A 14,318-nucleotide genomic window follows, 5' to 3' on the forward strand; every position below is an offset into this window, starting at 1 on the left:
TTCCGCGCGATTCCGCGGGCAGGGTTACCGAAACGTGACATCATGCCGACCGCGGCGGTTCGTCGTCCGCCGCCATCCGGAGCAGCCGCTCGACGAGCCCGGCGACGATCCCCTCCCGGGTCTCGACGGTCATGGGCTTGCCGGGAACCCCCGGTCGCCGCTGCTCGGGCGACGGCCCGTCCAGCGGACGATACCGCACGCCCACCGCGGCGAGGCGCCGCAGATGCGTGGGCAGCCGCCGGGCGAAGTCCGCGAAGGGCGCGGGCTCTCCCCCGTCCCACAACCGCTCCGCGATCGCGGCGAGGCGCGGGAACATCGCGAAGTCGACCCGGTCCCTGCTCGGCAGGTGCTCCGTCCAGATGTTCGCCTGCCCGCCGACCGCGCCGTCGACGACCTCGAACGAGTACGCGCGCTCGATGGTCAGCGGGGGCCCGACGCGGATGGGCTCCTCGGCCGATTCGGACTGCGGGTAGTCGAGGTACACCTCGAGATCCGGGCACCCGACAACGGGGATCCCCCGCCGCAGTGCCTCGCGCATGGCGACCGGTCCGCGCCAGGCGAGGATGCGCACGCCCTCCGGGACCTCGCCCTCCAGCACCTCGTCCCAGGCGAGTGCCGTCCGTCCCCTGCGGCGGACGTGCGCGACGAAGTGCGCCGTGAACCAGGGCTGGACGTCGTGCGCGGTGGCCAGCCCGAGCTCCCGCATCCGCGCGGCGGCCGTGGCGCTGTCGGCCCATTCGGTCACCGGGACCTCGTCGCCGCCGATCCCGATCCACGCGGACGGGAACACGTCGCACAGCGCATCGATGGCGGCACGGCCGAAGGCCAGCGCCTCCTCGGTCGGCGCGAGGGTGCGCGCGTTCACGCCGAAACGCTCCCACGGCCCGGTGGGCGGCGTCCCGACGTCGAGGTTGCCCAGCTCCGGGTACGCGGCGAGCGCGGCCTGGATGTGTCCCGGCAGCTCCACCTCGGGCACGAGAGTGACGAAGCGGTCGGCCGCATACCGCACGAGGTCGCGCAGCTCGTCGGTCGTGTAGAAGCCCTCGTGCACGCCGGGCTCGACCGTGGCCTCAGGGCCGTGGCCGCGTTGCGTGGCCTCGCGCCGCGCACCGACCTCGGTCAGGCGCGGATACCCCGGCACCTCGAAGCGCCAGCCCTGATCGTCCGTCAGGTGCAGGTGCAGGATGCTGAGGTGGTGATCGGCGAGCAGGTCGATGAGACGACGTACGTCTTCCGCAGGGCGGAAGTAGCGCGCCACGTCGAGCATCGCTCCACGCCAGGCGTAGGCGGGAGAGCCCTCCCAGCGCCCTGCCGGGATCGTCGCGGGGAGAGCGGGGTCGTGGTCCGGGTCGCGGAGCTGACGGAGCGCGGTCGCGCCGCGGAAGACCCCCTCCGGCGTCGCCCCCGCGATCTCGATCCCCGAGGCCGTCGCGGTCACGCGGAAGGCCTCGGGGCCATGGCGTCCTACCGCGGATGCCGCGGCGCCCAGCTCCGGATCGATCACGAGGCGGATGGCGGGCAGCGTGTCGTCCGCTCCCCCGCCGCCGAGTCGTGCGACGGCCGCGGCCAGCTCCGGTGCCGCCTCGATCGGCGTCGACGGGGTCCATCGGAAGCCCGGAGCCAGGGAGTCGATCTCTGCGACGACGTGCGGCACCGTCGCGCGCGGCGCCGAGGGGGGCATCCGCAGCGCGCGGCCGGCGACCGCACCGGTGGGGTGGCCGTCGATGACGACCGGCACACCGCCGACGAGAACCTCGCGCACACCCTGCGGCGCACCGTGCGGGTGGTCGAACGTGGCTCCCGCCGCGATCGTCTCCGGGTCGAACAGCACCAGGTCGGCGGTGGCGCCCTCGCGGAGCACACCGCGCGGCGCGTCACCGCGGTCGAGGCCCAGGCGGGCGGCCGGGTTGCCGGAGAGATGGCGGACGGCCTCCTCGAGGCTCAGCACCCCCAGGTCCCTGACGTAGTGGCCGAGGTAGCGAGGGAACGTGCCGCGGCCGCGCGGGTGCGGCCGGGCACCGATGAGGATGCCGTCGCTGCCTCCGGAGTGCCGCGGGTGCCGCATGATGGCGCGGACGTTGTCCTCGTCGCCGATGTGCATGAGCACGCCGGTGGCGCCCGCATCGGCGAGGATCGTGTCGATCACGACGTCCACGGCGCGCTGCCCGGTCTCCGCCGCGATGGCGGCGATCGTGCGGCCGACGAGGCCGGCCAGAGCGGGGGTGCCCGTCCCCGAGATCTGGATCACCGACCAGTCCGCCACCTCGCCGTGGAACCCGTCGCAGCCGATCTCCTCCAGCTCGACGCGGACGGCCTCGCGTCCCTCCGCATCCAGGCCGGCCAGGACGCCCAGCAGGTCGCCGGTCGCCGCCAGCCTGCTCGGCAGGAGCGCCGCGAGAGTGGTCGCCCCCGGGAGGTACGGGTAGGTGTCCAGCGTCACGTCGACGCCGTCGGCCGTCGCCTCGTCGACGAGCGCCAGCAGCTCCGCGGCACGCCCGCGGTTCGGCGCGAAGTTCATGGTCGCGTGCGTGAGATGGACGGGACACCCGGTACGGCGGCCGATCTCGATCGCCTCGCGATACGCATCCAGCGCCGCCCGCCCGTAGCTGCGGGTGTGCGGCGCCCAGTAGCCGCCGCGCTCCGCGACCACTCGGCAGAGCGCCTCCAGCTCGGCGACGTCGGCGTACATCCCCGGGGTGTAGGTCAGGCCGCTCGACATGCCGAAGGCCCCGGCATCCAGGGCCTGGCCGAGGAGGTCGGCCATCGCCACGATCTCGGCGGGAGTCGCCCGACGGTCATCGTGCCCGACCACCATCATCCGGAGGTTGCCCTGCGGCACCAGCACCGCGGCGTTGGCCACCGCGGCGACGTCGATCGCCTCCAGGAAATCGTCCATCGACCGCCACGGGACCTCCGCCGGCCGCCCGTTCCAGCCCGCGATCTGGGCGGGGATGACGGCGGCGGTCGCCTCGTCCAGCGGCGCGTAGCCCAGGCCGTCCTGGCCGAGCACCTCTGTCGTGACCCCCTGACGGATCTTGGCGTCGTGCGCGGCGCCCTGGAGCACCGCGAGGTCGCTGTGCGCGTGCATGTCGATGAAACCAGGCGCCAGGACGAGGCCGGACGCGTCGACCTCGACCGCGTCGTCCGGCAGCTCCAGCGTCGTCCCGTCGCCGTCGCGGATGACGGCGACGACCCTGGCCCCCTCCACCGCGACGTCCGCGACGAAGCGCGGGGCGCCGGTGCCGTCGACGACGGTCGCCCGCCGGTAGACGCGCACGAGGCCCGCCGCCGCCTTCTCCGCGCTCAGAAGCATGTCGCCACCGCCCCGATCACCCGCGGGTCCGCGGCGTCGGGGTCGTCGATCACGGCGACGACGCGCCACTTGTCGAACGCGGTGCACGGGTGCGAGAGGCCGAGGCGTACGACCTCGCCGACCGCGACGGTCGCCCCGTCGGCGGGTCGGAGGAAGGCGTGCTGGTCGTTCAGGGCCGTCACGGTGCCGGCGACCGACTGCGGCGCCGGGAGGTCGATGTCGAACGGCACGTCCCGCCGCCCGGCGTCGAGCAGGGCGAGGCCGGGTTCGGGCTGCGAGACCACCCGCGACCACGCGTGCATCGCGGAGCGCAGCGGGGCGGTGTCCGTGAGCGGACCGAACGGCGACATGCGGGAGTAGAAGCCGTCGTCGTGGATCTGGAAGGCACCGGAGCGCAGCACGACCTCGGCGTCCGCTCCCGCGGCGCCGAGGACCGCGGCGGCGCGATCGGGGAAGGAGCTGCCGCCCGCGCTGAGCACGGGGCGGACGCCGTCGGGGTACTCCAGTCGGCGATGCAGCTCGACGAGGGTGGCCAGGAAACCGTCCACCGCGGCGACTGACGCCGCGGAGCGATCGGGGCCGAAGGGCCCTTCGTAGCCCGTCACTCCGGCGAGGCGGAGACCGGGGGCGGCCATGATCGCCGCGGCGATGCGCTCGCCCTCCGCCACGGTCCGCGCACCCGTGCGCCCCTGCGCACCGCCGAGCTCCACGAGCACGTCCAGCGGACGCGGGGCGTCCGCGAGGGCGTCGGCGAGGATCGCCACGCCGGCGAGGGAGTCCGCCCCGCACAGGATCCGCAGGCCTTCGTCGGCCGCGAGCAGCGCCCCGAGCTCACGGGCCGCAGCGCCGTCGGTCACCCCGTTGGCGATGAGCACCGTCGGGACACCGGCGTCGACGGCGACGCGGGCCTGCCACGGCGTCGCCACGGAGATCCCCCAGGCCCCGGCGTCCAGCAAGCGCTGCCACAGCGCGGGCGCCATGGTGGTCTTGCCGTGCGGGGCGAGGCGGACGCCCTCGCGCGCGGCCCAGCCGAACACCGTGTCCTCGTTGTGCGCGATCGCGTCGGCATGCACCGTGAGCACCGGCGTGCCGAGGTCCGAGAGGCGCAGCCCCGCACCGGCGACCTCCGACAGACGCAGCCCCGCGGCGTGCGCCGGGAACCCCTTCGCCCAGGCGCCGAGGACGGGATCCGGAATTTGTAGAGGCATCTAACAAGGCTACTAGGCTGGCGGCATGACCGCGAAGACACGAGTTTCCACCGACGCCGCCCCCGCTCCCGCGCACACGTTCTCCCAGGGCGTCCGCAAGGGCCCGATCGTCCAGGTCTCCGGCCAGGGCCCCGTCGACCCGCAGACCAACGAGTACCTGTACCCGGGCGACGTCGCGGCGCAGACCACCCGCACGCTCGAGAACGTCAAGGCCATCGTGGAGGCCTCCGGCGCCACGTTCGACGATGTCGTGATGCTGCGCGTGTACCTCACCACGCGCGAGGACTTCCCGATCATGAACGAGGCCTACGGCGCGTTCGTCGAGGCCCACACGACCAGCGGCGTGCTGCCCTCGCGCACCACCGTCTTCACCGGTCTTCCCCGCGAGGAGATGCTCGTCGAGATCGACGGGCTCGCCGTCATCGACTGACCCCCGACACCCCTGGCGAACGGGGAGGCACCTTATCAGGACCGTTGCCTCCCCGTTACCAGCCATCCCGTACCATGGACGACAGGACACGTCGAGACTGCGGGGGGTGTAGTTCGTGACCGATCTGATTTCCACGCCGGGCACTGCGACGGGGGCACAGCCCGACGATGCGACACCGACGAGCGTCCTGACGCCGGAGGCGGCGACCGACACGGCCCCGCCGCAGACCGGCGAGCAGCCCCTGGCCTGGGCTCCCGTCGAGCCGGCCCCGAAGAAACGCCGCCTCGGCCTGTGGATCGGTCTCGGCCTCGGCGTGGTCGCGCTCGGCGCCGGCGCCGCCTCGATGATCCTCATCGCCCCCGGCACCACCGTCGCGGGCATCCCGGTGGGCTGGATGACTCCCGGTGCCGCCGCCGAGACGATCAGCTCGCACCTCGCCCAGACCGAGGTCACCCTCACGGGCGACGGCGACGACGCCGTGCTCACCGGCGCCGACCTGGGGGCGACCGCCGACGCCACGGCCCTCGCCGATGCCGCGTTCTCGGCGCATCCGATGTGGAATCTCGGCGCCTGGATGGGCGACCCCGTGCCCGCGGACATCGTCCTCGACCAGGAGACCGCATCCGCCGCGCTCCGGGCGGCCGTACCCGGGAGCTTCGTCGACCCGGTCGACGCCGCCGTGGTCTTCGACGCCGCGAAGGGCACCTACACCGTCACTCCGTCCGTTCCCGGCACCGGTGTCGACGTGGCCGATCTGAACGCTGCTTTCGTCGAGGCTGTCGGCGACGGACGCAGGACCTTCGAGTACCCGGGCGGCCCTGTCGAAGCCCTGCCCGCCGTGTCCGACGACGACGCGACGGCCACCGCCACCACCCTCAACACCATGCTGTCCACCATCGGCTTCTACGTCGGCAAGGAGCGCACCGTCCCGGTCTCCCCCGCGGTCGCCGCGTCCTGGCTGACCGTGGTCGACGAAGACGGCCAGCTCCGCATCGAGGCGGATCCGGCGGCGATCCAGACCACCGTCGACACGCTGCCCGCCGCCGTGGACCGCGCGCCCGTGAACGCGACCAACATCGTCGACTCCGCGGGGAATGTGCTGCGCGCCGAGAAGGAGGGCGCCACCGGACGCGCCCTGGGAGACACCGACGGCATCGCCGACGACTTCGCGACGCAGCTCGCCGCGGGCGACGGCACCTTCGCGCTCTCCGTGACCGAGACGCCGTTCGAGACGACGAACCTGTTCCGCCGTGCGGAGATCAACCTCAGCACGCAGCGCGCCTACCTCTTCGAGAACGACAAGGTCGTGCAGTTCTGGGCGGTCTCGACGGGCCTGCCCGGTACGCCGACGCCGACCGGCAACTTCAAGGTCTTCGCGCACACGTCGATGCAGGACATGGGCTGCTACGAGGGCGCGCCGTACTGCACCGAGGACGTGCCCTGGATCACGTGGTTCGCCCCGAACATCGGCTTCCACGGCACCTACTGGCACAACAACTTCGGCAACCGGATGAGCCACGGCTGCGTGAACCTGCCGATCGACCTCGCCAAGTACGTCTACGACTGGTCCCCCGTGGGCCTCGAGGTCTCCGTCTACAACTGACCCGGTTCGCGTGCCGAGCACAGCTTCGGAGACGCGGAACGACACGCCGCCGAGGCGTCCCCTCTCCCAGGGTGTCGCGGTCGCGCTCCGCAGTCGTGCTCGGGCCTGGCGGAGGGCGGACAGCGAGAAGGGGGCGGATGCCGCAGCATCCGCCCCCTTCCGTCGTCTCAGCGCAGGGCGTCGACGATCTCGTTGAGCGTCGCGGACGGACGCATGACCGCCGCTACGAGCTTCTCGTCCGGGCGGTAGTACCCGCCGATCTCCACCGGCTTGCCCTGCACCGCGTTGAGCTCGGAGACGATGGCCTCCTCGTTCGCTGCGAGCTTCTCGGCGACCGGGGCGAAGGCCGCGGCGAGCTCCGGATCCTTCGTCTGCTTCGCCAGCTCCTGCGCCCAGTACAGCCCCAGGTAGAAGTGGCTGCCGCGGTTGTCGATCGTGCCGAGCGCGCGGCCCGGCGAGCGGTCCTCCTCGAGGAAGGTACCGGTCGCGGCGTCCAGCGTCTCGGCGAGCACGCGGGCCTTCTCGTTGCCCGTGCGGTCGGCGAAGTGCTCGAGCGAGGCGGCCAGCGCGAAGAACTCGCCCAGCGAGTCCCAGCGCAGGTAGTTCTGCTCGACCAGCTGCTGCACGTGCTTCGGAGCGGAGCCACCGGCACCCGTCTCGAACAGTCCGCCGCCGGCGAGCAGCGGCACGATCGAGAGCATCTTGGCGCTCGTGCCGACCTCGAGGATCGGGAACAGGTCGGTGAGGTAGTCGCGCAGCACGTTGCCCGTCACCGAGATGGTGTCGAGACCGTGACGCATGCGCGCCAGCGTGTACCGCGTCGCCTCCTCCGGCGCGAGGATCGTGATCGTCAGGCCCTTGGTGTCGAGCGTGGCGAGGCCCTGGTGCACCTTCGCGATGATCTGGGCATCGTGCGAGCGGTTCGCGTCGAGCCAGAACACCGCGGGCACGCCGGTCGCACGGGCACGGCCGACGGCGAGCTTGACCCAGTCCATGACCGGGATGTGCTTGGTCTGCGTCGCGCGCCAGATGTCGCCCTTGCCGACCTCGTGCTCGATGAGGACGGTGCCTTCGCTGTCCAGCACCTGGACGATGCCGTCCGCCGCGATCTCGAACGTCTTGTCGTGGCTGCCGTATTCCTCGGCCGCCTGCGCCATGAGACCCACGTTCGGCACGGTGCCGATGGTGGCCGGGTCGAGCGGGCCGTTCGCGATCACATCGTCGATCACCGCCTGGTAGACGCTCGCGTAGGACGAGTCGGGGATGACCGCGATCGTGTCGGCCTCCTCGCCGTCCTTGCCCCAGAGCTTGCCGCCGTTGCGGACGAGCGCCGGCATGGACGCGTCGACGATGACATCGCTCGGCACGTGGAGGTTGGTGATCCCCTTGTCGGAGTTCACGTACGACAGACGCGGCCCCTCGGCGATGGCCTTGTCGAACGCCGCAGCGATCTCGTCGCCACCGGCGACGTTCGCCAGCCCCGCGAGGATCGAGCCGAGGCCGTCGTTCGCGCTCAGTCCGGCTTCGGCGAGCTGTGTGCCGTACTGGTCGAAGACGTCCTTGAAGAACGCCTTCACCACGTGGCCGAAGATGATCGGGTCGCTGACCTTCATCATCGTCGCCTTGAGGTGCACCGAGTAGAGCACGTCGTCGGCCTCGGCCTCCGCGAGGGTGTCCGCGAGGAAGGCGTCCAGCTCCTTCGCGGAGAGGAACGTCGCGTCGATGATCTCGCGCGGGAGGACCTTGAGTCCTTCCTTGAGGACCGTGACGGTGCCGTCCTTCGCCGTGTGGTGGAAGGAGAGGACGTCGTCGTGAGCGGCGACCCACGAGCGCTCGTTGTGCTTGAAGTCGTCGTGGCCGAGGGTCGCGACGCGGGTCTTCGAGCCCTCGGCGAACGGCTTGTTGCGGTGCGGGTGCTTCTTGGCGTAGTTCTTCACCGCGAGCGGTGCGCGACGGTCGCTGTTGCCCTCGCGCAGCACGGGGTTCACTGCGGAGCCCTTGATGCGGTCGTAGCGGGCGCGGACGTCCTTCTCCTCCAGCGACGAGGGCTCGTCCGGGAAGTCGGGGACGTCGTAGCCCTGCTGCTGCAGTTCCGCGATGGCGGCCTTGAGCTGCGGGATCGACGCCGAGATGTTCGGCAGCTTGATGATGTTCGCCTCGGGGAGCGTGGCGAGGCCGCCGAGTTCGGCCAGCGCGTCGCCGACCTGCTGCTCCGGGGTGAGCTTCTGGGGGAAGGCGGCGAGGATGCGGCCGGCCAGAGAGATGTCCCGCGTCTCGAATTCGATGCCCGCCTGGCCCGTGTAGGCCTGGATGATCGGCAGGAACGAGGCGGTGGCCAGCGCCGGTGCCTCGTCGGTGTAGGTGTAGATGATGGCGTCGTCGGTCACCGGGAGGTTCTCCGTTCACGAGGGCTATTTGTCTCGATACCAAGATACCTGAGCGGCCCTCGCCCCGAAGCGGCGCTCCCGGCGACGGGGTCCGGCACGTGACCGGTCCGTGAAAAGTCCGCCCGAGTGATGAATGCGGTGAGCGGAGGGGCTAGCCTGGGGGCATGTCCGAACTGCGCATGGTCGAACTCTCCGCCGCGACGATCGTCGCCGTGAACAACCTGTCGCTCAAGCCCGGACAGGAGCAGTTCCTCGCGCCCGTCTCGTACGGCATCGCGGCCACCGTCATCAACCCGCAGACCTCCTGGCAGCGGGTGATCCTGGACCGCAACGAGGTCGTGGGCTTCGTCAGCGCCAACTTCGACGACGAGGCCCCGGAGGAGCACTTCCGCTCCGTGCTGTGGCGCATCAACGTCGACGCGGACGACCAGGGTCGCGGCATCGGCCGCTTCGCCGTCGAGAACCTCATCGACGAAGCGCGCACCCGCGGCGTCGACCACGTCAATGTGATTTACGAAGCGGGCGAGGACGGCCCGGAGGCCTTCTTCCGTCGCGTCGGCTTCACCCCCGTCGGGGAGACGGCCTACGGCGAGGTCATCGCCGAGATCCGCGTCCCCTCCTGAGACCGGCGGCGGGGTCTCGAATCCCCTCCCCCATCGAGACTCCGTCGCCCTCGGATCCCGCCGGACGGCTCGACCTCGATCCTCCTCAGCGCTGACCGTTGCCGTCCGGAGGCGTGCCCTTGCCCCGGCGACTGTTCCACGCGGCGAGCGCTGAGGCGGCAGCACCTGCTGCGCGGTCGATGGCCTCCGCGGAGCGGTGCAGCATGTCCTGCGCGGCGTCCTGCCAGGCCGCGGTCGGAGGCGCCTCGCCCGTCTGGACCTTCGCCGCGTGCTCGGCGGCCTCGAACGCCCGCTCCAGCTCCGCGACAGCGTCGCGGTACGCCGCGTACTCGGCGGCGGTCACCCGGCCCGTCGTCTGCCGACGCGCCTCGACCGCGGCACCGGCGGCCCGCAGGTAGGCGGCCGTCTCCGGACGCTTCACGTCCGTCATCTCGGGATAGGTGATCTGCAACGCGGGGTCTGTCTCATACCGCATCCACCGCGCCGTCACCGCGTCGTGCTCCGCATACAGGCGCTCCAGCGGCCGCGGCGCGGAGCCGGCGGGGATCGCGGCACGAGCGGCGTTCACCCTGACCCGCCGGGCGCGGACGTCGGCCGCCGCGGCCCTGGCGTCGCGCTCACGCTCCTTGAGCATGCGTCGGGCGCCGGACACCTGCTCCGCGCTCGCCCGCTGCGCGGCCCGCTCGGCGGAGACCCGGGCGAGGTCGGCCCGTGCCACCTTCAGGGCCGTCCGTCGCACCACCGCGCGCTGCTGGGCCTCGCGGAGGTCGTGCCGGGCCGCGTCGTACTCCAGCCGGCGGCCGCTGCGGGTGTTGCGCCGACGGACGCCGATCGCGCCCGCGGTCACCCCGGCGGCGGCGGTCGGCGCGAGCCACCACCACTCCGCGACGAGGAGGAAGGGGTCCATCCCTCGATGCTACCGATCCCGGCGCACCCGCGCCCGGACGAGGAAGCCCCGGCATCCGTACGGATGCCGGGGCCACTGTCGCGTCAGGACGTCAGACGAGCGTCTCCTGCCAGGCCGCGTGCAGCTGGGCGAACTTCCCGGTGCCGCCGATCAGGGCGGCGGGGGTGTCGTCCTCGATGATCCGGCCGTGCTCCATCACGAGCACACGGTCAGCGATCGCCACCGTCGACAGCCGGTGCGCGATGATGATCGCCGTCCGGTCGGCCAGCAGGGTCTGCAGCGCGTCCTGGATCAGCCGCTCGGACGGGATGTCCAACGAGGCCGTCGCCTCGTCGAGGATCAGCACCGCCGGGTCGGCGAGGAAGGCGCGGGCGAACGAGATGAGCTGTCGCTGCCCTGCCGAGACACGACCACCGCGCTTGTTCACGTCGGTGTCGTACCCGTCAGGCAGCGCCGAGATGAACGCGTCGGCGCCCACCGCCCGCGCCGCCTCGCGGATCTCGTCCAGAGTCGCGTCCGGGCGCCCGAGCGCGATGTTGTCGGCGACGGTCCCGCTGAACAGGTACGCCTCCTGCGTGACCATGACGATCGCGCGGCGGAGGTCCTTCGGGTGCAGCGACCGCAGATCGACGCCGTCGAGGGTCACCGTCCCCGCGGACGGGTCGTAGAACCGGGAGATGAGCTTGGCCAGCGTGGACTTGCCCGCCCCCGTCGTCCCGACCAGCGCGATCGTCTGCCCGGCGGGGATGTCGAGCGAGAAGTTCGGCAGGATCGTCTTGTCCTCGTTGTACGCGAACGTGACCTCGTCGAAGCGGATGTGCCCCCGGGACTCCCAGAGGTCCACCGGCTTCTCGGGGTCCGGCACCGTCGGCACCTCCTCCAGGACGCCCGACACCTTCTCCAGCGCCGCGGTGGCGGACTGGTAGGAGTTGAGGAACATCGCGATCTCCTGCATCGGAGCGAAGAAGTTGCGCACGTAGAGCACGGCGGACAGCAGCACGCCGACCGTCAGTGCCCCCTCCGAGACCCGGATGCCGCCCCACAGCACGACCACGCCCAGGACGAGCGCTGCGACGCCCATGAGCCCCGGCTCGAACGTGCCGAACAGCAGCATCGAGCGGCGGTTCACGTCCCGGTACTCGCCGGCCACGCCCTGGAAGGCCTCGTCGTTGCGCGGCTCCTTCCGGAAGGCCTTGACCGCGCGGATGCCCGTCATGGTCTCGACGAACTGCACGATCACCTTCGCGCTGATCACCCGGGACTCGCGATACACGAGCTGCGAGCGCGAGTAGAACCAGCGCATGAGGAAGAACAGCGGCACGCCGCCGATCGCGAGGATCAGACCGGACTGCCAGTCCCACACGCACAGGGCGATGAACGTGAAGACACCGAAGAGCACGCCGGAGACGAGCTCGTTCAGGCCGCCGTCGAGGAGTTCCTTGATGGAGTCCAGGTCGCTCGTCTGGCGCGAGATGATCCGCCCGGACGTGTACGACTCGTGGAACTCCAGGCTCAGACGCTGGGTGTGCAGGAAGATGCGCTTGCGCAGGTCCAGCAGCACGGCCTGGGTCAGCTTGGCCGCGATGATGACATACCAGGCGATGAGCACGGCGGCCAGAGCGCCGGCGAGCAGATAGATCCCGCCGACGACGAAGGTGGGCATCCAGTCGGCATCGTCGAGCACCGCCGGCAGCGCGCGGTCGAGGCCGATGCTGATGAGGATCGGCCCGGCCACCTGCAGCGCCGTCGAGATGACGAGCACCGTGGCGGCGAGCACGATCTGCGGCTTGAGCGGGCGCACGAGCGAGCCGAGCAGCCGCAGCGAGCGACGGCGGATCGCCCTGCTCTCCTCCGTGGTGAGGCGGGAGCGGTCCTCGTCCTGGGTTCCGGTGAGGGAGCTCATCGCTGCACCTCCTCTCCTGCAAATCGGGAGGCGCTTCCCGGCGCCTCGTCGTCGGCCTCCTGGCGGATGCCGTCCTGCACGGCGTCGTGGATCTCCGACTGCTCGTCGCGGATGATCGGGATGGCGCCGGTGCGAGCCGCCTCCTCGGCCTCCAAGCTGGAGATGACATGCCGGTAGTGCCGGCTCGTCTTCAGCAGCTCGGTGTGCGTGCCGACCGCGGTGATCCGGCCGTCCTCCAGCAGCGCCACGCGATCGGCGAGGGCCACGGTGGACGGACGGTGTGCGACGATCATCGCCGTGGTGTCGGCGAGCACGTGCCGCAGCGCCTCCTCGACGAGGGCCTCGGTGTCGACGTCCAGCGCCGACAGCGGGTCGTCCAGGACGAGCACCCGCGGCGTGGCGGCCACCGCTCGGGCGAGGGCGAGCCGCTGGCGCTGTCCGCCGGACAGGCTCAGTCCCTCTTCGCCGATGACCGTCTCGACGCCCTCGGGGAGCGTGTCGACGAAGGCGGCCTGCGCGACGTCGAGCGCCTCGCGCAGGACGCGCTCGGCTTCGGGGCTGTGCACGTCGAGGTCGGCGCGCCCGAGCAGGACGTTCTCGCGGACCGAGGCGGAGAAGAGCGTCGCGTCCTCGAACGCCATCGCGATGTGCTCGCGCAGCTCGGCGAGGGTGAGGTCGCGCACGTCGACGCCGTCAAGCGTGACCCGCCCTCCCGTCACGTCGTAGAGCCGCGTCGGCAGGGTCGTCAAGGTGGTCTTGCCGCTGCCGGTGAGCCCGACCAGCGCCATGGTCTCCCCCGGTCGGAGGACGAGGTCGATGCCGTCGAGCAGGTCCCGCTCGTCGGGGGCCGCGTCCTGGTAGCGGAAGTGCGCGTTCTCGAATGCGAGCTCGCCGCGCGGGTTCTCGATGTGCACGGGGTTCGCGGGGTCGGTGATGGTGTTCGTCTCCGAGAAGATGTCGAACACGCGGTCCGTCGCCGTGCGCGCGTCCAGCATGAACGAGAAGAGGAAGCCGATCGACTCGATCGGCCAGCGCAGCACGACGGCCATCGCGAAGAAGGCGAAGAGCTCCGCCGAGGTGATCGCGTCCTGCGAGATGAGCCAGATGCCGGACATCAGGCTCAGGCCGAAGGCGATCTGCGGCATGAGGTCGAGCCAGAACCAGATCGAGGCGATGGCTCGGGCCTTGCTCATCTCGGTCTCGCGCAGCGTCTCGGCCTGACGGCTGAAGCGGCGGAGGGCGTGCGTGCCCCGTCCGAACGCCTTGAGCACCCGGATGCCGTGCACGCTCTCCTCGACGCTCGTGGCGAGGTCGCCGGCCTGGTCCTGGCTGCGCCGCGTGAGGGCGCCGTAGCGCTTCTCGAACAGGTAGCCGCGGATCCACAGCGGGATCGCCGTCACCAGGAAGATCGTGCCCAGCAGCCAGTGCCAGCGGAACAGCAGGACGGAGCCGATGAGGATCGTCAGCACGTTCACGACGAGAAGCACGAGGCCGAAGGCGAGCCACCGGCGGATGAGGCCGATGTCCTGCATCATGCGGCTGAGCAGCTGGCCCGACTGCCACCGGTCGTGGAAGGCGACCGGGAGGGTCTGCAGTCGCGAGTAGAGCTCGGTGCGCATGCGGTACTCGACCTGCGTGGCCGGGAACAGCACGAACTGCCGGCGGAGCCAGACCATGAGCGCCTCGCCGAGGCCAAGCGCGAACACGGCGAGCGCGCCCCAGACGATCGCGTCGAGCGCTCCGGATTGCACCGGCCCGCCGATGATCTGTTCGAGCACGATGGGGATCATCAGCGCGATGAGCGCGGCCGCGAGCGCGCTGGCGGCACCGCCGGCGAGACGCCAGATGACCGGCTTCACGAAAGGCTTGAGCCGCCACAGCGCGGCGGGCGTGGAGAGGGAGGACGAGGGGGACGGTTTCTGCGCGGAAGACGTGGAAGACATG

General features: G+C 71.4%; 9 protein-coding genes. 3 read left to right on the forward strand and 6 right to left on the reverse strand.

Going from position 1 to position 14,318, the window contains the following annotated elements:
- Nucleotides 1-40 precede the first annotated feature (40 nt).
- Together ACIGJI_RS05600 and ACIGJI_RS05605 are read right to left on the reverse strand one after the other, a co-directional pair.
- On the reverse strand, nucleotides 41-3,313 hold the full coding sequence (locus ACIGJI_RS05600; protein WP_363445603.1) for a family 20 glycosylhydrolase: 3,273 nt from the start codon (nucleotides 3,311-3,313) through the stop codon (nucleotides 41-43).
- Entirely contained in the window at nucleotides 3,304-4,521 is a 1,218-nt protein-coding gene (locus ACIGJI_RS05605) for an alanine racemase (RefSeq protein WP_268777168.1), read from the reverse strand. The genes ACIGJI_RS05600 and ACIGJI_RS05605 overlap by 10 nt, the downstream gene beginning before the upstream one ends.
- Before the next feature lie 25 nt (nucleotides 4,522-4,546).
- Between ACIGJI_RS05605 and ACIGJI_RS05610 the strand changes: the two genes are divergently transcribed.
- Together ACIGJI_RS05610 and ACIGJI_RS05615 are read left to right on the forward strand one after the other, a co-directional pair.
- The gene (locus ACIGJI_RS05610) at nucleotides 4,547-4,951 is read left to right on the forward strand and encodes a RidA family protein (RefSeq protein WP_187663468.1); all 405 of its coding nucleotides are present in this window, start codon (nucleotides 4,547-4,549) and stop codon (nucleotides 4,949-4,951) included.
- Between the two features lie 115 nt (nucleotides 4,952-5,066).
- Entirely contained in the window at nucleotides 5,067-6,554 is a 1,488-nt protein-coding gene (locus ACIGJI_RS05615) for a L,D-transpeptidase family protein (RefSeq protein WP_366244448.1), read from the forward strand.
- 167 nt (nucleotides 6,555-6,721) lie between these two features.
- Here ACIGJI_RS05615 and ACIGJI_RS05620 read toward each other — a convergent pair whose 3' ends face one another.
- Entirely contained in the window at nucleotides 6,722-8,941 is a 2,220-nt protein-coding gene (locus ACIGJI_RS05620) for an NADP-dependent isocitrate dehydrogenase (RefSeq protein WP_363445599.1), read from the reverse strand.
- A 164-nt stretch (nucleotides 8,942-9,105) separates the two neighbouring features.
- Between ACIGJI_RS05620 and ACIGJI_RS05625 the strand changes: the two genes are divergently transcribed.
- A complete protein-coding gene (locus ACIGJI_RS05625; protein ID WP_101847088.1) occupies nucleotides 9,106-9,564 on the forward strand; it encodes an N-acetyltransferase in 459 nt (152 codons plus the stop codon).
- An 85-nt stretch (nucleotides 9,565-9,649) separates the two neighbouring features.
- On the opposite strand, the gene ACIGJI_RS05630 is transcribed toward ACIGJI_RS05625, so the two are convergent.
- The 3 genes from ACIGJI_RS05630 to ACIGJI_RS05640 all read right to left on the reverse strand — a co-directional run bounded on the left by ACIGJI_RS05630 (nucleotide 9,650) and on the right by ACIGJI_RS05640 (nucleotide 14,317).
- Nucleotides 9,650-10,471: a hypothetical protein gene (locus tag ACIGJI_RS05630; RefSeq protein WP_187663466.1), complete on the reverse strand. Its 822-nt coding sequence runs from the start codon at nucleotides 10,469-10,471 to the stop codon at nucleotides 9,650-9,652.
- A 91-nt stretch (nucleotides 10,472-10,562) separates the two neighbouring features.
- The gene (locus ACIGJI_RS05635) at nucleotides 10,563-12,374 is read right to left on the reverse strand and encodes an ABC transporter ATP-binding protein (protein WP_060923216.1); all 1,812 of its coding nucleotides are present in this window, start codon (nucleotides 12,372-12,374) and stop codon (nucleotides 10,563-10,565) included.
- Nucleotides 12,371-14,317 (reverse strand): ABC transporter ATP-binding protein, encoded by a 1,947-nt coding sequence (locus ACIGJI_RS05640; RefSeq protein ID WP_363445596.1) that lies wholly within the window; start codon nucleotides 14,315-14,317, stop codon nucleotides 12,371-12,373. Before ACIGJI_RS05640 ends, ACIGJI_RS05635 begins: the two co-directional genes overlap by 4 nt.
- Between the last annotated feature and the right edge of the window lies 1 nt (nucleotide 14,318).

This window comes from Microbacterium sp. NPDC064978, assembly GCF_044543605.1.
Classification (GTDB): Bacteria; Actinomycetota; Actinomycetes; order Actinomycetales; family Microbacteriaceae; genus Microbacterium; species Microbacterium meiriae.